This is a genomic window from Paenibacillus sp. FSL W7-1332, from assembly GCF_037969785.1.
Taxonomy (GTDB): domain Bacteria; phylum Bacillota; class Bacilli; order Paenibacillales; family Paenibacillaceae; genus Paenibacillus_AQ.
This window is the reverse complement of record NZ_CP150209.1, coordinates 5,169,107-5,192,636: the sequence shown is the minus strand read 5'-3', so window position 1 is coordinate 5,192,636 and position 23,530 is coordinate 5,169,107. Positions and strand designations below refer to the sequence as shown.

Genomic DNA, 23,530 nt, shown 5'->3' with positions numbered 1-23,530 from the left:
ATTCGACGCCTTAGACTGCTTCCTTACCTGCCTCGTGATCAAAAGATGACTTTCTGAACAACCTTTTAATGTGTTTTAAAATGGCGAAAACCATCATTTTGAAGTATACGTCATCCCTAATGTCTCCTTAAGATAGGAATCGTACCGCATGATTAAACCAAATGAAGACAGGGGGACACATGCATGAAAAAAAGGAAAGCGCTAGCACTATGGTTGGCTGCGATATTCATGGTATCCGTGATCGCAGGCTGCTCCGGCGGGGGCGATGCCGGCGGCGAGAACGGATCGGCGAGCGGCGAGAATGACGGCGGGAACAAGCTGCCGGTCCGGTATCTGCTTCCGGGCTCCGCGCCGCAGGATTTGGATGCGGCGGTCAAAGCGATCAACGAGAAGCTGGAGGCCGACGGACTGAACCTTACGTACGAACCGACGTACATCGCGTGGGACGTATGGGATCAGAAGACCAACCTCATGATGTCGACGGGCGAGGAATTCGAGCTGATTGCCATCATGCACGATACCAAAGGACCGACGGTGCTTGCGGGCAGCGGCGGTATCATTCCGATCGACGATCTGCTGGACCAGTATGGCACCGAGCTGAAAGCTTCCATGCCGGACTGGATCTGGGAGTCGTCGAAAATCAACGGCAAGACCACGTACGTGCCGAACTTCTGGGCGGATACCGCTTATAACGATGGCATGTTCACGATCCGCACCGATCTGCTAGAGAAAAACGGCCTGAAGCCGCCGACATCGCCGGAGGAGCTGCTCGATGCAGCCGAGACGCTGCAGAAGAACTGGCCGCAGGACAACAAGAACGTATATATTAAGATGCTGGAGGAGCCAGCCTACTTCCTGCATACGACCTACGACACCTATCCGTTTACCGTGGCCGACAACATGATTTACATCGACCAGCAGGGGAATGTGAAGTCCTGGTTCGAAACCGAGGAGTTCAAAAAAGACGTGTTGTTCATGAACGAGGCTTACAAGCGCGGGTTGATCATGAGCGATCTGCTTACGACGCCGACGGAGGTTATCAACCAGGAGGAGTTGGCAGGACGTTATCTCTACCGTCCGGGCGACGTCGGCTTGAGCGACGCCATTCTTCAGACGTTCCCGGATGCGAAGCTGGATATTTATTATTTGGCCGACCAGCCGAAATTCAGATCCTACGCGATCCGCAATTCCAACGGGATCTCGGCCACGTCTCCGCACCCGGAGGCCGGCATTCAATTTTTGAACTGGGTATACAGCAGCCAAGAGAACATGGATCTCGTTCAAAGCGGCGTGAAGGATGTGCATTGGAAGGATACCGGCAAGAATACCAAGGACTATCTGGCCAAGAACGAGAACGGTTCCCCGGCTTATGAGCTTCCGTACTGGCTGCTTGGTCACGTCGAGATGAACCGTTATCCAACGAATACGGACCCAGCGCGTCTGGAGCGCCGCACAACGGTATCGGACGACGCCGTGAACAGCATCACGATCGGCTTCACCTTCGATCCGACCAACGTTGCTTCGCAGTACGCCAACTGCATCGCCGAGCTGAAGACCAGCGTATATCCGGTCATGCACGGGGTCGTGAAATACGAGGACGCCTACGATAAAATGCTGGCCGCCATGAAGTCCGCTGGAATTGATGAGGTCGTTGATGAATACAAACGGCAATTCGATGAGTGGAGAGCCGGTCAGTCGTAAGTTCAGGCATACGAACACTAAGAAATAATGGAACAGGGCAATCCTTTACCCGGTTTTATAACCGGGAAGGGATTGCTTTTTTCGTGCGCTGCCATGGGGCGTTCTAAGAAGGGTAGCGAAGGGATTCCATAGGGTTTCCTGAGAAGACTCCAAGTGGATTCGATGTGCACAACGTTATCGTTTAGGACTTCAATTCTCCGATATTGGCCAAAATCAAAGTTTTCTCTCAAAAGTAAAGTGTTCAAGACAGGGATTCTCGGGCTAGAGTATAGGTCATAAGAAGCCTTGAGACTGCTCAAAGAGCCAGAAGCGTAATATCCATCAAGGCTGACCTCACGGCAAGAGCCGTGCAGAATAAGGAGGACGTTGTTCATGATCAAGCAAGCTCAAGCCATCCGGGAAGGCTGGCAGTGGTTTACGGAAAGCCGGTATGGCATGTTTATTCATTTCGGGCCATATGCCCAATACGGGCGCGGCGAGCAGGTACTGTTCCGGGAGCATTTGGACCAGGCCGAATACGCGCGGAAGGCCTGCGAGTGGAATCCGGTGTTTTTTGACGCCGAGCTATGGGCATACACCGCGCGCAAGGCGGGGATGAGATATGCCTGCTTAACGACGCGGCATCATGACGGGTATTGCCTGTGGGATACGGCCACGACGGATTATTCCAGCGCGAAGCAGGCGCCCGGCCGGGATCTGGTGCGCGAATTTACCGATGCGTTCCGGGCCCAGGGACTTCGGGTCGGCTTATATTATTCCTGGATCGATTGGCGGATCCCGGCTTACTTCGACGGACCGGAGAAGGATCCCGAGGGCTGGGAGACAATGAAGCAGTATTTGCATGATCAGGTGGAAGAGCTGGTGACGAAATACGGGCGCATCGATCATTTCTTTTTTGACGGGGTCTGGCCGCGAACCGCGGAGGACCTGGACAGCATCAAGCTGGTGGAGCGGATGAAGTCGATTCAGCCGGACATCCTGGTCAACAACCGTCTTGGACTGTCCGAGGAGGAGAAGCTGCATGCGGACGGCGGCGGCGGTTCGGGCGATTCTGAGGTGCTGGGCGACTTCGGCTCGCCGGAGCATGTCATCGTCCCGGATCAGAAGCGGCTGTGGGAATCCAGCCAGGTTACCACGTGGAGGCTGTGGGGATACACGAATGGCGAACGTTGGCGTCCGGCCGACGTTCTGCTCGACATGCTGTGCGAGTGCGCGGAAAAAGGGGGTACCGTGGGCGGCAATCTGCTGCTTAACGTCGGACCGCAGCCCGACGGACAGCTTCCGCCGGCCTTCGTAGAGCGGGCGCTGAAGATCGGGGAGTGGCTGGACGTTCACGGCGAGGCCATCTACGGCTCCGACGGAGGGAACCTCACCGAGTTCATCACCTATGGGCGGCAGACAATGAAAGACAACAAGCTGTATCTCATCATCCGCTTCTGGGATGGGAGGCCGGTGCTGAGGCTGGCGGATCTGGTGACGCCTGTATTACGGGTGACGCTGCTGACAACGGGACAGGAGCTGTCGTTCCGACAGGAGGGCGACGTGCTGTGGATCGAAGGGCTGCCGCGGGAACGTCCGACCGAGCTGTTCCCGGTCATCCGCATCGAATGCGAGGAGCGGCCGCAGACCAATGAATGGGGAGTGAACCGCCTCTGGACCGGCGACCCTTCCCGGATTGCCGACTGGGCTCGAACGCGCGGAACATCCGTATACGTCGACGGCAAGCCGCGGACGAGAAAGGAGTAAGCGATGAGAACGCTGGTATTTTACGACGAGCATTTTCCTTACGAAGGCGAACGTCCGTCCGCAGAGGCACTGGAGCGATTGCGGGAATGGGCGGTGGTCGCCGGTGCCGCGGATGTGGCTGAGCGGCTGACGGAAGGCGGCTGGGACACACTGATTCATCTGCACGGGTCGTACTTCCCGAAAGCGGCTTGGGCAGCCATCGAAGGCCACCTGAAGGCAGGCGGCGGTCTGGTTCATGCCGGGGGCGTGCCTTTCCGCAGGCCGGTTCGAGAGCTGAACGGAAGCTGGCATGCCGAACGCGAGCAGCTGGCTTATCATCAGCGAATGGATATCCATGATGCGCTGGCGGTTGACGTATCGCGCGTCCGGGAGCTGAAGGCCTCCGCCGAATTTCCGATCCTGCAGGGGCGCGAGGAGCTGTTCGGCATGGAGCCGACCTGGGGCTTGACGCTGCACCCGACCAAAGCGAGCGACATTCCGGCCGAGATGGGGGCATGCGGTCCGATGGACGCCGTCATCTCACCGCTCCTGATCGGCGTGGACCGTGATCGACGCGAGCGGTCCGCACCGGTCGTCATGCTGGAGCAGCATAAGGGCGATTATGCCGGGGGGCGCTGGATTCTGATCAACCAGCAGCTGAGGGCATCGTTCTGGGAGTCTAAAGGGATGGACGTTCTGAAGGATCTGGCCGAATACGCGGGAACAGGCGTGACGGAGCTTTGGTTGAAGCCGAACTATGCCTCCTACGAGCCGGGCGAGCAGATGCGGTTGACGATCCAGCTCCAGACGCTGTCCCGGACGTCCGCTCCGGCGCAGACCTGGCAATTTGCAGTGAGTGTTATCAAGGAAGACAACGGCGAGACCGTCTGGACCGGACACGAGAAGTCGGAAGCCGGCATGCAGCAGCGGGATCTGCAGCAGCTTCGTTTGTCCGTACCCGTACGGCTCGAGGCGGGCTTGTACCGGATCGTTTGCGAAGCCGAGTCCGATTCCGGGGAGCGCCGCACCCTGACCCAGGCGGTATGGGGCGTCGATCGTCCGCTGCTGCAGGCGGGAGAACGGCTGGAATGCGGGCGTGATTACTTCCGCCGTGGCGGGCGGACGGTTCCGATCGTTGGCATGACGTACATGACCTCCGACGTCGCGCGCAAATTCCTTCATCTGCCGAACGTGCAGCGTTGGGATGCGGATATGGCGGAGATGAAGCGGGCAGGAATCAACCTGATCCGGACGGGCATATGGACGGGATACCGGATGATCATGTTTGCCGATGGCCATGCGGCCGAGGACGTCATGCGGGCGATCGATGCCTTTATCCTGACAGCCAAGCGGCATGAGCTGGAAGTGACGTTTACGTTCTTCTCGTTTGCGCCCGAAGCCTGGGAAGGCGTGAACCCCTATCTGGATCCGAGATCGGTGGAGGCGCAAAAGCGCTTCGTCGCCTCCATCGTCGGACGTCATAGGGGCACGACCAACGTGCATTGGGACCTGATCAACGAGCCTTCGCTGTTCGATCCGAAGCGAATCTTCGAGGGGCCTGTATCGATCGGAGATCGGTTCGAGCGCAAGGCCTGGTCCAAGTGGCTGCGGCAGCGCCACGGGGATGATCTGGTGCTGCTTCAGGAGTGCTGGAACATGACGCCGGGCGAGCTGCCTTCATTCGAGTCGGCGCCTGCGCCGAGTCCGGACGACAAGCTGTTCAACAGCGTGCTGCAGCCGAAGAAGTGGGGACCGTGGATCGACTTCACGCTGTTCACCATGGACATGCATAATCGGTGGGCGTCCGAGCTCATCGGCAACATTCGCCGCTCCGATCCCCGCCAGCTGGTGACGGTCGGGCAGGATGAGGGCATCTGCTCCCAGCGCCCGTCGCCTTCGTTCTACGGTCCCGCCGTCGATTACACGACGGTCCACTCCTGGTGGCAGAACGATCACCTGGCTTGGGACGGCATATTTACGAAAACGCCGGACAAGCCGAATCTGATCCAGGAGACCGGCATCATGCACGTGCAGCGTCCGGACGGCATCGCCAAGCGGACGGAGGAAGAGCTTCGCAGCATCCTGGAGCGGAAGTACGCGTATTCGTTTTCGACCGGGGGCGCGGGTGCCGTACAGTGGATATGGAATATTAACTACTTCATGGATAATGCCAACGAATCCAACATCGGGGCGCTTCGAGCGGACGGAACGCAGAAGCCCGAAGCCGATGTGTCCTATGACTTCGGGCGCTTCATGAAGGAAGCAGCCGGCCTGTTCGACGATGAACGTCAGCTGGAGGATATCGCCGTCGTTTACCCATATTCGAATGATTTTTCCAGCCGCAAGCTGGCTTACGAAGCGACGACGAGGGCCATGCGCGCATTGACATTCGGCATGAACGTCCATCCGCGGGGCATCGGCGAATATCAGCTGGAGGACCTGAAGCGCTATCCGGCCAAGCTGATCATCGTGCCGAGCGCGCATAATTTCGACGATGCCGCGTTTGCCCAGCTCCTCGACTTGGCAAGGGAAGGGAGCACGGTCTTGTGGACAGGTCCGCTTCGCACCGATGCATATTGGGGGCCGGCGCCGCATCGCCTGCAGCAGGAGATCGGTGAAACCGTCCATGCCAACGTTCTTCGAGAAGAAACGCTGGAGCTGGCGGGAGAGCATTTCGCCGTTTCGTTCGGCGAGCGGAAGATTAACGCGCTGGCGGTAGATCGTCCGGCGGGCCGGTTGGATGGGACGCTAGCACCCGTCACGGTGAGCTTGGAATCGGGACGGTTCATCTGGTGCCCGCTCCCGGTCGAGATGAACGAGCGCTGGGAGCCGATCCAGGCGCTGTATGCGGAAGCTATCCTCTCCGCAGCCGTTTCGGCTGAGCTGGAATGGCTGAAGGGAGGCGAGCTTCCGGGCATCTACGGCCGCAAGCTGGCGTTCGGACAAGGAAGTTTGTACGTCTTCGTCTCTGAGCAGGGGGCAAGCGCAGGGGTCGAGGTAAAGGACCCGGCAACCGGAATGGTCTACGCTTTCGAGTTGGAACGGGAGCGGACCGTGATGTTTACGACCGATGCCGGGGGACAAGTGCAGACGGTTTACCGGCCGGAGGAGGTTCGCATCCGGCAGAGTCAACCAAGTTGAAGCGTGCTCGCTCATGAAAAGGTGGGACGAGGGTTCTTGCTGTTGACCTGGATCGTCCCGCGCGGAGAAGCCTCTGCATGATACAGATAGAGGGAGGTTCTCCGGCCGATCGGATCGTGTCGGAGAGCCTTTTTCTTCAATCGGAAATTTCGGCAGGGCTGCTGCTTTGATGATATTGGCGTTGAAGACGATAGGAAAGCGCCCTAAATCCGAACCCTAATAGGATGCGGGAACATTCATCGAACGGTTGCATGTAATCAGTAAGAACGAATTAAACAGGAAAAGAAAGGGTGTGCGCCATGGACTATAAGGACGCTGCATGGCCGGTTTCGCGGCGGGTCGAGGACTTGCTGGAGCGGATGACGGTCGAGGAAAAAATCGGACAGCTGATTCAGCCGTTCGGCTGGAAAGCTTACATAAGGAACGACGACGGTACGATCAAACTAACCGAGGAGTTCAAGTCGCAGCTTGCGGAGGGAGGAATCGGTTCCTTGTATGGTACGCTGCGGGCCGATCCCTGGACCGGAGTGACGCTGACGAACGGACTGTCCCCGCGGGAAGGTGCGGAAGCGGTTAATGCGATTCAGCGTTATGCGATGGAGCACTCGCGGCTTGGGATTCCGATTTTGTTCGGGGAAGAATGCTCCCACGGACATATGGCAATCGGGGCGACGGTGTTCCCCGTACCGCTCACGATCGGAAGCACCTGGAACACGGAGCTGTTCCGCAGCATAAGCCGCGCCGTTGCCGCCGAGACAAGAGCTCAGGGGGGAGCGGCCACCTATTCGCCGGTGCTGGACGTGGTACGGGATCCCCGGTGGGGGCGTACCGAAGAAACCTTCGGCGAGGACCCCCATTTGGTGGCCGAATTCGCGGTTGCCGCCGTGCAGGGACTGCAAGGCGAGCGCCTGGATTCACATATCAGCCTGCTGGCTACGCTGAAGCATTTCGCAGGCTACGGCGCTTCCGAAGGGGGACGCAACGGGGCCCCCGTCCACATAGGCCAACGGGAGCTTCACGAAGTCGATCTGCTGCCGTTCCGCAAAGCCGTTGAAGCGGGTGCCTTGTCGGTAATGACGGCCTATAATGAAATCGACGGAGTCCCCTGCACGTCCAGCCGGTACCTGCTGCAAGATGTACTTCGCGAGGCGTGGGGCTTTGACGGCTTCGTCATTACCGATTGCGGCGCGATCCATATGTTAGCATGCGGTCACAATACGGCCGGATCGGGCGTGGAGGCGGCGGCCCAGGCGCTGAAGGCCGGTGTCGACATGGAGATGTCAGGGACCATGTTCCGGGCACATCTTCACCAAGCGCTGGAGCAAGGGCTGATCACTGAAGACGATCTGAATATGGCAGCCGGACGCGTGTTGGAGCTGAAGTTTCGTCTGGGGCTCTTTGATCGGCCTTATGTAGATCCAGCCTGGGCAGAGCAGGTCATAGGCTGCAACGAGCATACCGCACTAGCCTACCATGCAGCGGCTGAAGGCATCGTGCTCCTGAAGAACAAGGGGGGCCTGCTGCCTCTGGATTCGAGCAGCGGAACCATTGCCGTCATTGGCCCCAACGCCCATGCGCCGTACCATCAGCTTGGCGATTACACCTCCCCCCAGCAGCCGGGGCAGATCGTAACGGTGCTGGACGGCATCCGCCGACGGCTGGGAGACAGCCGCGTTCTATATGCCCCGGGCTGCCGTATTCAAGGCGATTCAAGGGAAGGGTTCCCTCACGCGCTGGCGTGCGCGGAACAAGCCGATGTCATCGTAATGGTGCTTGGCGGCTCCAGCGCACGGGATTTCGGGGAGGGTACCATCGATCTGAGAACTGGTGCCTCGGTCGTGACCGGGCATGCAAAGAGCGATATGGAATGCGGGGAAGGCATTGACCGCTCGACCCTGACGCTGATGGGCGTGCAACTGGAGCTGCTGCAGGAACTCCATAAGCTCGGAAAGCCCGTGATTGTTGTCTATATCAACGGACGGCCGATTACAGAGCCGTGGATCGACGAGCACATCCCTTCCATCGTGGAAGCCTGGTATCCCGGCCAAGAGGGAGGCAGCGCCATTGCGGACATGCTGTTTGGCGATATCAACCCGTCCGGCCGTCTGCCGCTGTCCATTCCGAAGGAGGTTGGCCAGCTGCCGGTCAATTACAATGCCAGACGGACTCGGGGCAAGCGTTACCTGGAGACGGATCTTGCGCCGCGGTATCCATTCGGCTTCGGCTTAAGCTATACGGAATTCCGTTACGGCCGTCTGACGGTTGAGCCGGCCGTCGTTCCCATAGGCGGCGAAGCCAGGGTCCGGATCGACGTGACCAACGCGGGAGTACGGGACGGCGCGGAAGTCGTTCAGCTGTACGTATCGGATCTTGCCGCCTCCGTTACCCGCCCCGAGAAGGCCTTGAAAGGGTTCCGAAAGGTGTTCCTGAAGGCCGGGGAGACGCAGGAAGTAACGTTCACCATCGGCAGCGAGCAGTTGGAAATGATCGGTCTTGACCTGAAGCCGGTGGTGGAGCCCGGCGAGTTCCGCATTCAGGTCGGTCCCGACTCGACGAGAGGGGAGATCGCAAGCTTGATGGTGGAAGGCTAACCGGTCCGTCCCACCCAAACATAAAGAATCTTAACGATACAGGTTCAACCCGGCGAAAGCGGATATCCCGAAGTTGTCGGACGTCCTCGCTTTAGCCGGGCTAACCGGTCGTGAACAATCGTGTAACCGTTATGGTCCGTTTTTATTCTGTTCATCGGTTAGGCGAAGCGATCATGGTAACGAAGTGGAGGCAAACGATGAAGCTGCTGTGGTTCAAATCGATTTATCCCAAAATCGTGGCCGGCTTTTTGTTGGCCATTATGCCGGTTTACGCCGCTGCCCTGTACATGAACGAGTCCGGGCTTGCGAGCGTGGAGCAGGAAATTACCCAATCCTTGAATGCGAGGACTAATTTTTTCATGCGTACGCTGGAACAGGAGCTGCAATCGACGGTGCTGCTGATGAACGATTTGTCGCAGGACTCCGACCTGCAAAAGCTAAGCACCATTGCGCCCGCCATGAGCCGTTCCGAATATTTTCAGGCGATCAACCGCCTCCAGGGCAAAATGCGGCTGCTGCAAAGCTCCAATCAATACGTTCAGGAGGCCAAAACGTATATTCCGTTGATTGAGAAAACGATTGAGCAGGTGTCGTACGAAGGAGCCATGCCGCCAGAGCAGATGAAGGCGCTTGAGGAGCATCCCGATCGGGTCATTTTCGAATGGAAGAACAAGCTTCTGTTGGGGATGGTATACCCGGAACGATTGCGAAACGGCCCTCCGCCCAATTTTGCGATTGCGGCGGAGCTCTCCGTTCCGAAAATGCAAACAGCGCTCCTGCAGCTGGCCACGGGGGACGGGGGCGCCGTTCTCATCGGCGTGGACAACAGCTGGGTCCTGACTCAGGAGGACGGAGGGGGCATCGGTCCGCGGTTAGCCGAACGCATTGACTTGGAAGCGCTAACAAACACCGAATTTTCGAAGCTTCCCTACAACACGAAGGTAAAGGCGGATGGGGCCAACTATTGGGTTAGCGTGGAGCGCTCCGCCTTTTTGAATGCCGACCTGGTGGTGTATGTACCCGAAGCCGAATTCTTGGGTCCGCTCGGGAAATACCGCATGATCTTTTTCGGGCTGTCGGGCTTCTCCCTGCTGGTGGTTATTCTGTTCTCGGGCTGGATCTACAGCCGCATTCATCAGCCGCTTCAGCGGATGGTGAGGGCATTCCGCAACATCGATTTCGACAGTCCCCGGGTGGAGCTGCGCCATAAGCATCATGACGAGTTCCACTATCTGTACGAGCAGTTTAACCATATGGTGAAGCGCCTGCAGGTGCTGATCCACGAAGTGTTTGAGCAGAAAATCCGCTCGCAGCGTTCCGAGCTGAAGCAGCTCCAATCCCAGATCAACCCTCATTTTTTATATAACAGCTTCTTTACGCTTCATCAGATGGGAGAGATGCAGGATTATGAGAATATCGTTCGTTTTACGAGGCATTTGGGGGAATATTTCAGGTTCATCACCCGCAACGCAGCCGACGAAGTTTCGTTGAAGGCGGAAGTGGGGCATGCCAAGGCTTATGTGGACATTCAGTCCATCCGTTTCCATAACCGGATATCCGCTTATTGGGATGACATCCCCGGTGATTGGGAGCAATTGGACGTTCCGCTGCTCATTCTGCAGCCCTTAATCGAAAATGCATACGAGCACGGACTTGAGGAGAAGGAAGCGGATGGGCAAATCCAAGTGACCATGGCCGCTGAACGGCATGTCCTGCATATCATCGTGGAGGATAACGGGGAGACGTTGACGGACGAAAAGCTGCGGAACCTGCAATCCATGATCGCGAATTCGGACGTGAAAGGAGAGATCACCGGTTTATCCAACGTGCATCGACGCCTTCGTTTAAAATTCGGCCCTGCGGGTGGATTGGCCTTTTCGAGAAGCCGGTTAGGCGGTTTGAGAATCGATATGGCACTGCCAAAGCAAGAAAGGAGCGGGATGGATGAAGAGCAGGTACAGAATACTGATCGTGGATGACGAACCTTTTATCGTAAACGGGCTTGCGGAATTGTGCCTTGGCGCGGAATTTCTAGAGCTTGAGGTGTATAAGGCTTATTCCTCATCGGAGGCCTTGAGCTGGCTAAAACGGGCGAAAATGGACATCGTTTTGTCGGATATCAAAATGCCGGGGTTAAACGGTCTTGCCCTGCAAAAGGAAATATCCAGACAGTGGCCCCGTTGCAAAGTGATTTTTTTGACCGGATACGACGACTTTTCTTATATCCAGGAGGCCACACGGCAAGGAAGCGTCGATTACGTTCTTAAGGCAGAGGGAAACGATGCTGTGCTGAGCGCGATCGAGAAGACCGTGGAGCTGCTTGACCAGGAGATGAAAGAGGGCAGTCTGATTGCCAAAGCGAGGGAGAATATGCGCATGGCGCTGCCGTTTTTACAGCAGCAGTACGTGCTGGAGCTGATGCAAAAAGCACCTTGTCCTATTCGGCGGGAGGAGTTGGAGCAGCGCTTTGCGGAGCTTGAGATGAAGCTGGATCCCGGCAAGCCTTGCCTGCTGCTGTTATGCAGGCTGGACGGCTGGCAAAGGCAAGACGGTCCATCGGCCCAATCGCTGATGCTGTACGCGGTCCAGAACATCATCGGCGAGCTGCTCGGCCCGATGACCGACGGCATGGCCGTGGAGTTCGGCAGGGCCAAGATGATCTGGATTTTGCAGCACAAAGAGGAGGGGGAGGAGAATCCGGAGGAGGTTGGAGGACCGGCGGCGGAACGGGTCCAGCGTTTTGTCCACGGGATGCTGGAACAAATTCAGGACGTTTGCAAAACGCTTTTGAAATTGAAGACTTCGTTTGCCATGGCTGGCGAGTGGGTTGATTGGGAACGGCTGCCTGACAAATTCGAATCACTGAAGCAGCTGCTGGACAGCGGCCTCGGGATCGGCCACGAATCTCTGTTGACCGAAGCCGGTGAGCGTAACCGCCCGGATCGCATGGGGAATTTTCTGGGGCGCTCTCGCTCGCATCTGAAGCGGATGGAGCTGCTGCGCGGCTGTCTAGACAATGGGGACCGGGAGGAGTTCATGCAGCTGTTGCATGAGGTGACCGATCCCTCTTCCTTCCCGCCGGAGGTTGAATATTTGCTGAAGATGGAAGTGTATTACGGCCTGGTGTCCGTGATGATGCCGTCTCTGGTGGATATGGAAGCTCTCTGCCAGAACGTGGAAGGAGAAGGGGCGGTGGATTATATCACATTGACTCATCTGGAGGAGCATGATTCCTGGACGGAGGCGGTCGAATATTTCGAAAGGCTGGCGGACATTATCTTCAACCGGAAAGAGCAGGGGAAGCAGGATCAGCAGCATGAGGTGATTGCCAAAGTTCAACGGTATATCGAGGATCACTTAAGCGGCGACCTGTCTTTGACGCAAATCGGGGAGGCCGTGGGACACAACCCTTCGTATTTGTCCAGATTGTACAAACAAGTGACCGGTGAGGGCCTGTCCGAGTCGATTAATGCGGCACGGCTGGCCAAAGCGAAGCAGCTGCTGAAGGAGACAACGGACAAAATCCATGTCATCGCCGCTGCGGTGGGTTTCAGTTCTCCGCCGTATTTTTACCGCTTTTTCAAAAAAACGACCCATTTGACGCCGCAGGAATACAGAGAACTGCACAACATGTAAAGAGAAGATATCAAAGTAAAGAGCTTAAAGTAGATAGCTCTTTTTTTGTTCCCTTATACTCTAAACAAACATCGAATTCAAGGAGGTCGCAAACATGAAGAGAAATAAGATCTTGTCCGTATTGTGGATCAGTATGCTGGCTTTCGTGTTTATTTTAAGCGCTTGCAGCAGCAAAGGGGAAGGAGGCGGAGGCAGCGCGGCTGGTTCATCCACCGATAGCGAAGCCACGGCCTTGGAGCCGGGCGACCCGTTCGGCAAGTATGATCCCCCCATTCAGCTGGATGCCGTCCGGTTCGTGGGAGAAGAAGTGAAGTTCCCGTCCGGACAGGATATTAAAAACAACGTGTGGACCGACCTATATAAGGAAATGGGCATCAACCTCAATTATAAATGGGTGGTGACGGGCCAGGAGCAGTATGAATCCAAAATGAATATCGCGATTGCTTCGAACGACCTCCCGGATATCATGCAGGTGACGCCGGAGCAGCTGCGCCAGCTTGCGGACGCCGGGCAATTGGCGGACTTGACGCCCGCTTTCGAGAATTACGCCAGCGATGACCTGAAGCAGGTCATGGAGATCGAGAAAAACGCGCTCCCTTCCGCGACGTTTGACGGCAAGCTGTTGGCGATCCCGTCCACCCAGCCGGTCATCGGCGGCTCGGCTCCGCTGCTGTGGGTCCGGGAGGATTGGATGGAGAAGCTGAATCTGCCTGAACCGAACACGATGGATGACCTTGTGGCCATTGCGGAGGCGTTTGCCAAGCAGGATCCGGACGGGAACGGCAAGGCCGATACCTACGGACTTGCGCTGACCAAGGATATCGGATTAAACAGCTCTTCGGTAGGTTTCTTTAACGGCTTCGGCGGTTTCCCGCAAATTTGGATCGAAGACGCAGAGGGGCAATTGCAGTTCGGCAGCATTCAGCCGGAGATGAAGGAAGCGCTGGCCAAGCTGCAGGACATGTTCAAGAACAAACTGATCGACCCGGAGTTCGGCGTAAAGGACACCGTCAAGGTCTTTGAATCCGTGACCACCCACAAAATCGGCATGCTGATCGGACCCAGCTGGTATCCGGCATGGCCTTTCTGGGACATGGTGAAAGAAGATGATTCGGTGAACTGGAAGTCCTATCCGATTCCGTCTTTGGAGGGCGGTCCGGCAACGGTGCAGATGCCTTTTGCCGTATCCCAATATTACGTGGTCAAAAAGGGGTACGAGCATCCCGAGGTTATCGTCAAGTTGGCTAACCAGTACTATGAGAAGCTGTACAGCGACCATGCGGAATTTGACAAGTACGGTCAAATCATCGAAGACGGCGTATCCATCGGGGTCAACAAATATTCACTGGTTGAGGTCGTCAATCCGAACAAAGACCTGATACGGCAGGAGGAGCTGGCCCAAGCGCTGGAATCCGAAAGCGACGCGGACATCACCAGCGCCGAAACGAAAATCATGTTCAAGGAGTTTCAGGAATATCTCGCGGGCAACAACCCGATGGGCTGGTCCGGCTATGCCGCCAATGGGCCGGAAGGCTCCATGAAGCAGCTTCGCGATTTGAACGATGCGGGCAAAGTCATTTCGAACGGTTATGTCGGCGCTCCGACCGAGACCATGGCGGACAAAAAAGCGACGCTCGACCGGCTGGAGCAGGAAACGTTCATCAAAATCATTTTGGGCGAGGCAAGCATCGACGCCTTTGATGAGTTCGTGGCCAATTGGAAGAAGCTCGGCGGCGACAAGATTACGGAAGAAGTTAATGCATGGAAGGCCGCCAGATAAAAGGGGTCCGGCTAACGGGAACAGGGGAGGGAGGTTTCTGACACCCGCCCCTGTTCTCATTCACCACCTGCTGAAGGCGAATGGGATACACATTGACAGACAGGAGGATCGCCATGTTAAGCAAAAAATTTCGACGGCAGTGGCCGCTTCATTTGATGATCTTGCCCGGCATCGTCATCGTGCTGATTTACAGCTATTGGCCGATGATCGGCATCGCCATGGCCTTTCAGAAATTCGTTCCGTTCAAAGGCCTTTTCGGCTCCGATTGGATCGGGCTGGACAATTTCCGCTATGTGTTCGATCTGCCGGAAACCGGCCAAATCATTTGGAATACGGTGTTTATCGCCTTCATGAAAATCATCGGAGGATTGGTCGTGCCGATCCTGGTAGCCCTGCTGCTGAATGAGCTGAGGAACGAGCTGATCAAACGCGGCGTGCAGACGCTTGTATATTTGCCACATTTTTTATCATGGGTCATCCTTGGGGGAATCTTTATCGACATCTTGTCGCCGACGAACGGGATCGTGAACCAGATTTTGGGCTGGTTCGGCGTCGAGCCGATTTTTTTTCTTGGCAGCAACCAATGGTTTCCTTATACCCTCGTCATAACGGACATCTGGAAGGAATTCGGCTTTAGCACCATCGTCTATTTGGCTGCGTTAACCTCCATCAATCCTTCCCTGTATGAGGCGGCTACGGTGGATGGCGCCAACCGCTGGAAACAGACCTGGCACATCACGCTTCCCGGCATGATGCCGATCATCATTTTGCTGGCGACCCTCTCGCTTGGGAATGTGCTGAATGCCGGTTTTGACCAGGTGTTCAACTTGTACAGCCCGCAGGTGTATGAGAGCGGGGACATTCTGGATACGTTTATATACCGGATCGGCATGCAGGGTGCCCAGTATGGGGTAGCCACGGCGATCGGCCTGTTCAAATCCTTGATCTCGTTCGTCTTTATCGTGACGTCCTACGCCCTGGCATCCAAGTTCGCCAATTACAGAATATTTTAGGAAGGAAGGTGTCCCGTATGCATAAACCGTCACTCAGCCGCAAATTTTTTCTTGGCTTCAACTACGCTTTTCTGATCGGTCTGGGGCTGCTCTGCTTTCTTCCCATCGTTCATATTTTGGCGGTTTCCCTCAGCTCCAAAGGCGCGGCGACGGCAGGGATCGTGAAGCTGTGGCCAGTCGATTTTACGCTCAGCTCCTATCAGTACGTATTGAACAAGCCGCAATTTATGGTAGCGATGTGGGTCACCGTGCAGCGCGTCGTTCTCGGGACCGGGATCAGCATGCTGCTGACCCTGCTCATCGCCTATCCGCTGTCGAAGGAACCACGGGATTTTAAATTTCGCACGCAATATGCCTGGTTCTTCGTGTTCACCACCCTGTTCTCCGGAGGGTTGATACCGAGGTATATGACAATCAGGGATACGGGTCTGATCGACACGATATGGGCATTGGTCGTCCCGGGTGCTGTAGCAGTGTTCAACGTGATTTTGCTGCTCAATTTTTTTCGCGGCCTGCCCAAGGAACTGGAGGAATCCTGCTTCATTGACGGCGGGAGCTACATCACCAGCCTGTGGAAAATATACGCGCCGCTGTCGCTGCCGGCCATGGCTACCGTTACGCTGTTTACGATCGTCGGCCAATGGAACGAATGGTTTGACGGACTGTTACTGATGAATTCTCCGGAAAAATACCCGTTGTCGAGTTATCTTCAGACCGTTATCGTACAGACCAACCTGACGTCGATCAATGCAGACGATGCCGCGGCCCTTTCCGAAGTATCCAACCGAACGTTTAAAGCCGCGCAAATATTTATCGGCTCACTGCCGATTCTGCTGCTGTATCCCTTTCTCCAGCGTTTTTTCGTCAAAGGCATCGTGCTTGGCAGCGTTAAAGAGTAATCTCGAATATGCGTTATGTTCGTTTGATCTCCGTGCCTGCTTTTTCGTTATATATGGTATAATTTTCTATCGAGGTGCTAGGGGATAGGTGCTAGGGCCAGCATCGTAAACTCAGACTTTCCGATAAAGCGATCAAGAGAGGAGAGAGCAGAATGAACGAAGCGTATCTTCAATTGTACGATTATCACATTTGGGCGAACGAAAGACTATGGAACCATCTGCAATCCTTGCCGGAAGGCGTGTTTCTCCAGGAAGTGAATCTGGGCTTCAAATCCATCGCCGAAGTCTTCGGTCACCTTGCGGCTGCGGAGGAAGTTTGGTTTGCCCGGATCAAGGAGGAAAGCCCTCCGTCGCTTGCCGCGAGACCGTTCGCGAATTTGGAAGCAGCTCGTCAATACCTGAGCGAGCTTCAAACCAAGCATCACGAATATTTAGCATCGGTAGGCGATATGGGGAAGGTTGTGACTTATCACAACACTGCGGGTGAGGCATTTCAGAATTCGATTTCGGAGATTCTCCAGCAGGTCGTAAATCATGGAACCTATCATAGAGGCAATATCACGACCATGCTTCGGCATTTGGGACACAAAGGGTTAATAACGGATTACATTGCCTTTTTAAGAGCGTAGCTTAAACGCACCACACATAGGTGACTTCCTGCTGTCATGATATCTCATGAGCCGGGAAGTCTTTTTTCTGTTTTTCACCAAATAGAAATTAGGATGTAAAATAGAATATATGCCTTGGGAATCGTTTTAAGTAGAGAATATTTATAAATATAATGGGTATAGTTCTTCCTGCGACTCTCTTATATGATGTAGGCGATATGGATACTAAAGATTGGGATTATCAAAGAATCCTCTATCGACCGGATGAGAAAAGAGAAGTCTAATTGCGTAGAAGGCAATAACGGGAAAAATACATATAGAATGGGGAGTTTTATTCTATGTATAGTTTGTACGGAGAGCTGTGTACGGAAGTGTATGATCTGAGTAAACCATTAGGTTTCTCGTTTGGTGACGTGGAGTATTATTTAGAACGTCTGAAGGACGTACAAGGAAAGGTGCTGGAAGTCGGCTGTGGATCAGGGAGGGTGTTAATTCCGCTGCTTCAAGCGGGGATCGATATGGAAGGCGTGGATAATTCAACGGCTATGCTGGATTCTTGCAGAAGACGAGTCGAGGAATTGGGCCTAACAACTAAACTGTATGAGGATGAAATGCATAACTTTGCGTTGACGGGTTCATATGAAGCCATTATCATTCCCGCCGGATCTTTCCAATTAATAGAGGGTCGGGAGCAGGCTGTCTCGGCACTGCGTCATTTTTATTCTCATTTGAGACCGGGCGGCAGATTAATTGTGGATTTGTTTATTCCTACTAATTTTGACTCGAATCACACCTCGACTAGAAGCTGGGAAACTTCCGATAACGAAGTCATCGTTCTGGAGGACAGACGTACGGAATGCAATCTGCTTGACCAGCGCATCGTCTCGATTCTGAAATATGAAAAGTGGAAGGAAGGCCATTTGGTTCAGACCGAGCTGCAGCGGTTTCCTCTAAGTTGGTATGGATACCACGAATTTGAACTCATGCTAGAGAAGCAGGGATATGAAGAGATCACGAAGTCGGCTGACTATACATGGTTGAATAAACCTGTTAAAGCGGATCAGATGATTACGTTCGAGGCTAGGAAAGCTCCGATAGGGCGCTAGTAGAACTAGTGCCCTCGGGTGTTTATCCATACGTGGCGTGAAAAGCCTGTGCAGGGATTAATTAGATTCAGTGAGGTGTTAGTACAGTCATATGAAGTGATGGAATTAGAACGTGAGGGAGGAATAACAGTGACAACCAAAGCGATTTTCCTCGACTTTTATGGGACTGTGGTTCATGAAGATGATGAGATCATTCCGTTAATATGCCAAAAAATCAAGGCGACTTCCTCTGAGGACTGTACCATTCAGGAAATAGGTCAATACTGGTGGAAGTCCTTTTCAAACATGTTTCATGAAAGCTATGGGAAAAGCTTCGATAATCAAAGAAATCTGGGAAGAACATCTTTACGCGCGACGATAGACTACTTCAAATCGGATTGCATTGCAGAGGAGATCATTCAGGAGCAATTTGAGCATTGGCAAAAGCCAGGTATTTATGAAGATGCGCTCTCTTTTCTGAAATCGTGTAAATTGCCCATATATATCATTTCTAATATTGATACATCGGATGTGATGGCAGCGATAAGGTTTCACGATTTAAAGGTCACTGGCGTGATCACTAGCGAAGATGTTAGATCATATAAACCTAGGTCGGAAATATTTGCAGAAGCACTTAGAAGGTATGAGTTAAAGAATGCGGAGGTCCTGCATGTCGGGGATTCATTAACAAGTGATGTTGAGGGGGCTCAAGCATTGGGAATCCGAGCCGTTTGGATCAATCGCTTGAACAAAATAAGACCAGATCATATACAGCCCGATTACATCATAAAGAAGCTGACGGAATTAGAAGGGATCATCTAGCGCGAAATATTTAAGAACGATAATGAATAGGAACGCTTGTGCGTAACCACAATGGAAGGTAGAGTAGAACATATCGTATGAATAAGAAAAATCATTCAGTCCGCCAACTCCGCTGAACAGCTGAAACCTAATGGAACCAGTTAATTTATACTTGGTGTCTTTTCGTTTTATGTTTTTTTCATGTCAACGATATGGAAAAAGCAGTAATGGTATACAAGGTTCCTGGGCGTACCAATCGTACAAGAAGATTTATAAGAAACTGAATTGAAAAATCACATGGGTGGGGGAGAAGACATGATACAATCCATTGTCCATATTGCATTAGTCGTGAAGGACTATGATGAGGCCATCGCATTTTATACCGAGAAGCTGAATTTCACCTTGATTGAAGATACATACCAGCCTGAGCAAGATAAACGTTGGGTGGTCGTAGCACCTCCCGGATCGGTCGGCACGACGATATTGCTTGCCAAGGCGTCCAAGCCGGAGCAAGAGCCATTTATAGGCAATCAGTCCGGGGGCAGAGTGTTCCTGTTCTTGAATACAGATGATTTCTGGAGGGATTATCGTGAAATGGTATCGCGGGGGATTGAGTTTGTAAGAGAGCCCAAAGAAGCGGATTACGGCATGGTGGCGGTATTTAAGGATTTATACGGCAATCAGTGGGATTTGCTGGAGTTGAAGGAAGATCATCCACTGATGAAACGCACGAAGTAATCGGTATATCGATCGTGTATCCAAGAACATATAAGGAGGAAGCGACAGATGTCTAAAATCCTCAATGTGATTGTCATTGCAGCGCACCCGGATGAACCCGAAATCTATGCAGGCGCGATCTCGGCAGCTTACGCAGAGATGGGTCATCGGGTGAAGTTCGTAACGCTAACCGATGGATGCTGCGGTCATCATGAAATGAGCGGGCAGCAGCTGGTCGAACGTCGGATTCAGGAAGCTCATGAGGCTGCAAAGCGTCTTGGGGTGCTGGAATACGTCGTTCTGCCCATTCCCGATGGCGAATTGATGCCAACGCTCGAAGTACGCAAGGAAGTGATCCGTCTGATTCGCGGCTGGGAGGCGGAAATCGTCATTACGTTCCATCCGGACGGTCCCGGTCATGTGGATAACCGCAATGTCGGGAAGGTCGTGCGGGATGCGGCAGATTTTGTTGCGAACGTACCGAATGCCGTCCCTGAAGTGCCGTCATTGAAGAAATCCCCGATATTCCTGCTGATGCCGGATTATGCGGCACGGGCGACGTACCAACCGGATATTGTTATCGATGCTGGGGGCGTGATCGAGAAGAAATTGCTGGCCTGCGATGCCCATGCTTCCCAATTCTATGAGTTTGCGCCTTGGCAGGGCGGTTTCTTGGATGCCGTACCGGATACCTGGGAAGAGAAGCGGGAATTTATTCTAAAGCATTGGGATCGGTTTCTTAGCGTCTCGGACGAAATGCTGCCTTCGCTTGCGAAGCAATATGGCCAAGACCTTGCAGCCAGCTTACAATATGCAGAGCCTTTCGAAATCGCGGATTATGGCAGAAGACCGAATGAAGCTGAAATGGAGATTTTGTTCCCGATGTTAACGGGTACTCATGTGTAATCAATTTTTGGTTAGATCAGAAATAAAAGAGCGGATTCCCTTCTCAGGGAAATCCGCTTTCTTTTATGATCCGAAAAATAAGCTTATACCTTCTCTAAGGGGGATTCACCAACTGGACAGAATTCGGGATTCGTTGTACTTAAGCGTTCGGCAAATTCCGGCTGAAGCTTGGCAAGCTCCGCATAATAACTTCCGATTACATGATTGCCGCTCACCGATCCATTCTGGAAGGTCAACGGCCATTGGGTATGGACATGGCTGTAATAGTACTTCTTCTCCCGTTTAGGCATCTTGTAGATGTGAGGCGGGGCATGCGTTACGACGTCGAACAGGTTGGCGATGCGGCAGCTGTTTCGAACATACTTGGCGAAGGCCTTGGTAAAATCGAGATCTCCCACACGAGGGGACCCGTAGGTAAAAACATAAGGGGATGGGTGGTCCGTGTTGGCGGCCGCATCGACTGCACATAAGGTTGCGAGCGCTCCTCCAAGGCTGTGGCCGGTAATGAACAGTGTTTTGTGTGCAGGAAGTCGGTTAAGTGCCGACATGACCTGGCCCCGAGCAGAGGCGTAGATGTTCGTGAAACCGCGGTGTGTGAGAGAAGAGTCCTTAATATATTTGAAGTTTTTTTGGGAGGCGATGGCATCAGAGATCCAGTTTGTTGTTGAACTGGTGCCCCGAAAGGCGATAATGATTTCATCCGGTGATTCCAGAATAAACCCAAAGCGCTCGGACACGCTGATTAAGGAGTTGGCCTCAATGGTGTCATAGAGCGAATAATTTAGCGGAAGGACAAATGAGCCGTCCGTGTTGCTGAATTGTGTATAGGTCTGTCCGCAGATCGCTGCCAAGAAAATGGCCCATTGTTCTCGTTCCATGCTCGTACCCATGCACATCCCGCCCTTCTGTTCTCCTACACTATATTAGGGTGTGGAAGGAAAGGTGCCTATACGCCTAAGAATGGCGAATTCGCCATCTTGCCCAGGCGCATACACGGGATTTTATCATGAGAAGGTTTGGGTAGAATTAAGAAATATGGTACGATTCAATAGACGTTCTTGGTCGATCGGTGCATAAGCATGCACATCATCAGATTGTACTTTAATGATACATAGAGAGCAGGGTTATCTAGAATGACGGACAATATTCAACAACGCTTCCGTTACAGTGAGGCACCCATCTGGGAACTACAGCGGAATTATTACGAAGAACTGGGGATGAAAGCCTGGAATAATGATCAGGTTCCGCAGTATATTACAAGCAATCCCATGATTGCTACGGCTTACGCCGAAATTATATTCGGATTCCTTCGGGACCGTGCCGATCAAGGCGAGCTAACCGAAACGGTGACGATTCTGGAACTGGGAGCCGGAGCCGGGCGCCTCGGTTATCACGTGCTGCACAAGCTGTGCGAGCTGAGAGATTTTGCGGGTATAGCGCTGCCCCCTTTCCGCTATGTTATGACCGATTTGCCGATTAAAAATGTTACGGCATGGCGTCACCACCCCGCCATGCAATCCTATATTGAACAGGGGCTCCTGGACTTCGCGAGGTTCGATGCCGTGCATGACACGGAAGTGAACCTGGTGGTATCGAAGACAACGATACGTCCTGGAGATTTGAAGCAGCCGCTGCTGGTTGTCGCGAACTATTTCTTTGACGGTATTCCGCAAGAACTGATCTATGTGGGGGAAGGAAAGATTTACGAGAGCGATGTTGTCATCGAGTTTCCGGAGCAGCACGACAAGCTCAAGCCGGCTGAAGCACTGGAACGAATGAAACTGGCCTATGAGCACCGCCGTGCGCCCAGATACGAGGAGGACAACTATCCGTACCGTGATGTCATTGCCTACTACCAGCAAGAGCTGGAGGATTCGCATATCCTGTTTCCGGAGGTAGGACTGACCTGCATGGAGCGTCTGAATCAGTTATCAACGTCGGGTTTCATGCTTCTCACGGCGGATAAAGGAGATCATCATATCGATAATTGGAAGTTCGCCGAACCGCCGCAATTAATTTACCATGGCAGCTTCTCATTAACGGCTAATTATCATGCGCTTCAGCATGTGTTTGAGCAAAGGGGCGCACATGCGATTTTCCCCACGCAGCATTATAAAAATATTAACGTCGGCTGTATCCTCATGCTGGAAGCACCGATGAGTTATGCGAATACTCGGATCGCTTACCGCCAATTTATCGAACGCTTCGGGCCTGATGAATTTTTCAGTATGAAGGAATGGATCGACCTGAATATTGAAAGCATGGGCATGCAGCAAATATTGTCTTTTTGGCGATTGGGTGGGTATGACGCCGAGTTCTTCATTCAGAGCGCGAAGCGCATCTCGAATCTGCTGCCGGATGCCAATGACGAAGAAATGCTGGATATTCGAACAGGCATCTATAAAATGTGGTCGTCGTACTATGTGATGGAGCAGCGTTATGATCTGGCATTGGACGCGGGGCTGGTGCTGTTCGAGATGGATATGTACGAGGATGCAAGGTTCTTCCTGAAGGAATCCGTGGAAACGGACGAAGACGAGCCGGTGCCAACGGTTATATATTGCTTGGCGATCTGCTGCTATGAGCTTGGTCTCGACGAAGAGGCTCTGGAATACACGCGTGAGGCGCTCGTTCTGGAACCCGATCATGAAGAGGCTTTGGCACTGTTGAAATGTTTTGAGTAATACGCGGATTACTTAATCTTCGCGAAGGAAATTGCGTATTTTTCTCGGAATTGCATAGAACGACGCACGCGACCCGGCCTCTGAGATTACAATAAGGCTGGGTCGTTCTGTATTTTGAACTAGATCCCATTTACGATTCCATTCATACAGATGGCCCTGCGAGGATTGTTGGAGTGGAGTATAATGTATAAGGACATTTACGTAATGATGCTGACAGAAAAACATACAACGATAGGTGAAAAA

General features: G+C 53.5%; 16 protein-coding genes. 15 read left to right on the top strand and 1 reads right to left on the bottom strand.

The annotated features are described in order from the left end of the window. Nucleotides 1-183 precede the first annotated feature (183 nt). From MKX98_RS23440 to MKX98_RS23375, 14 genes are all read left to right on the top strand, one after another. Nucleotides 184-1,701, top strand: coding sequence for a DUF3502 domain-containing protein (locus MKX98_RS23440; RefSeq protein WP_339218693.1), 1,518 nt, complete (start codon nt 184-186; stop codon nt 1,699-1,701). A gap of 372 nt (nt 1,702-2,073) precedes the next feature. Beyond that, nucleotides 2,074-3,447: an alpha-L-fucosidase gene (locus MKX98_RS23435; RefSeq protein ID WP_339218692.1), complete on the top strand. Its 1,374-nt coding sequence runs from the start codon at nt 2,074-2,076 to the stop codon at nt 3,445-3,447. 3 nt (nt 3,448-3,450) lie between these two features. Beyond that, complete coding sequence (locus MKX98_RS23430) at nt 3,451-6,567, top strand: glycoside hydrolase (RefSeq protein WP_339218690.1); 3,117 nt, start codon at nt 3,451-3,453, stop codon at nt 6,565-6,567. A 299-nt stretch (nt 6,568-6,866) separates the two neighbouring features. Further along, nucleotides 6,867-9,158, top strand: coding sequence for a glycoside hydrolase family 3 N-terminal domain-containing protein (locus MKX98_RS23425; protein WP_339218688.1), 2,292 nt, complete (start codon nt 6,867-6,869; stop codon nt 9,156-9,158). A 110-nt stretch (nt 9,159-9,268) separates the two neighbouring features. Continuing rightward, nucleotides 9,269-11,137, top strand: a complete 1,869-nt coding sequence (locus MKX98_RS23420) for a sensor histidine kinase (RefSeq protein ID WP_339218686.1) — start codon at nt 9,269-9,271, stop codon at nt 11,135-11,137. Then, a complete protein-coding gene (locus MKX98_RS23415; RefSeq protein WP_339218684.1) occupies nt 11,103-12,794 on the top strand; it encodes a response regulator in 1,692 nt (563 codons plus the stop codon). The genes MKX98_RS23420 and MKX98_RS23415 overlap by 35 nt, the downstream gene beginning before the upstream one ends. A gap of 94 nt (nt 12,795-12,888) precedes the next feature. Next, a complete protein-coding gene (locus MKX98_RS23410; RefSeq protein WP_339218682.1) occupies nt 12,889-14,574 on the top strand; it encodes an extracellular solute-binding protein in 1,686 nt (561 codons plus the stop codon). 113 nt (nt 14,575-14,687) lie between these two features. Then, on the top strand, nt 14,688-15,587 hold the full coding sequence (locus MKX98_RS23405; RefSeq protein WP_194543787.1) for an ABC transporter permease subunit: 900 nt from the start codon (nt 14,688-14,690) through the stop codon (nt 15,585-15,587). Between the two features lie 17 nt (nt 15,588-15,604). Next, on the top strand, nt 15,605-16,486 hold the full coding sequence (locus MKX98_RS23400; RefSeq protein ID WP_194543786.1) for a carbohydrate ABC transporter permease: 882 nt from the start codon (nt 15,605-15,607) through the stop codon (nt 16,484-16,486). A gap of 152 nt (nt 16,487-16,638) precedes the next feature. After that, nucleotides 16,639-17,115: a DinB family protein gene (locus MKX98_RS23395; RefSeq protein ID WP_194543785.1), complete on the top strand. Its 477-nt coding sequence runs from the start codon at nt 16,639-16,641 to the stop codon at nt 17,113-17,115. Nucleotides 17,116-17,432: 317 nt separating this feature from the next. Further along, nucleotides 17,433-18,200 (top strand): methyltransferase domain-containing protein, encoded by a 768-nt coding sequence (locus MKX98_RS23390; RefSeq protein ID WP_339218679.1) that lies wholly within the window; start codon nt 17,433-17,435, stop codon nt 18,198-18,200. A 129-nt stretch (nt 18,201-18,329) separates the two neighbouring features. Continuing rightward, nucleotides 18,330-19,001: an HAD family hydrolase gene (locus MKX98_RS23385; RefSeq protein ID WP_339218677.1), complete on the top strand. Its 672-nt coding sequence runs from the start codon at nt 18,330-18,332 to the stop codon at nt 18,999-19,001. 294 nt (nt 19,002-19,295) lie between these two features. Further along, nucleotides 19,296-19,718: a VOC family protein gene (locus MKX98_RS23380; protein WP_339218675.1), complete on the top strand. Its 423-nt coding sequence runs from the start codon at nt 19,296-19,298 to the stop codon at nt 19,716-19,718. A gap of 48 nt (nt 19,719-19,766) precedes the next feature. Further along, nucleotides 19,767-20,603, top strand: coding sequence for a PIG-L family deacetylase (locus tag MKX98_RS23375; RefSeq protein WP_339218674.1), 837 nt, complete (start codon nt 19,767-19,769; stop codon nt 20,601-20,603). 83 nt (nt 20,604-20,686) lie between these two features. Here MKX98_RS23375 and MKX98_RS23370 read toward each other — a convergent pair whose 3' ends face one another. Further along, nucleotides 20,687-21,481: a lipase family protein gene (locus MKX98_RS23370; RefSeq protein ID WP_233355026.1), complete on the bottom strand. Its 795-nt coding sequence runs from the start codon at nt 21,479-21,481 to the stop codon at nt 20,687-20,689. Nucleotides 21,482-21,736: 255 nt separating this feature from the next. On the opposite strand from MKX98_RS23370, the gene MKX98_RS23365 reads away from it, so the two are divergent. After that, nucleotides 21,737-23,287, top strand: coding sequence for a tetratricopeptide repeat protein (locus MKX98_RS23365; RefSeq protein WP_339218672.1), 1,551 nt, complete (start codon nt 21,737-21,739; stop codon nt 23,285-23,287). The last annotated feature ends 243 nt before the right edge of the window (nt 23,288-23,530 follow it).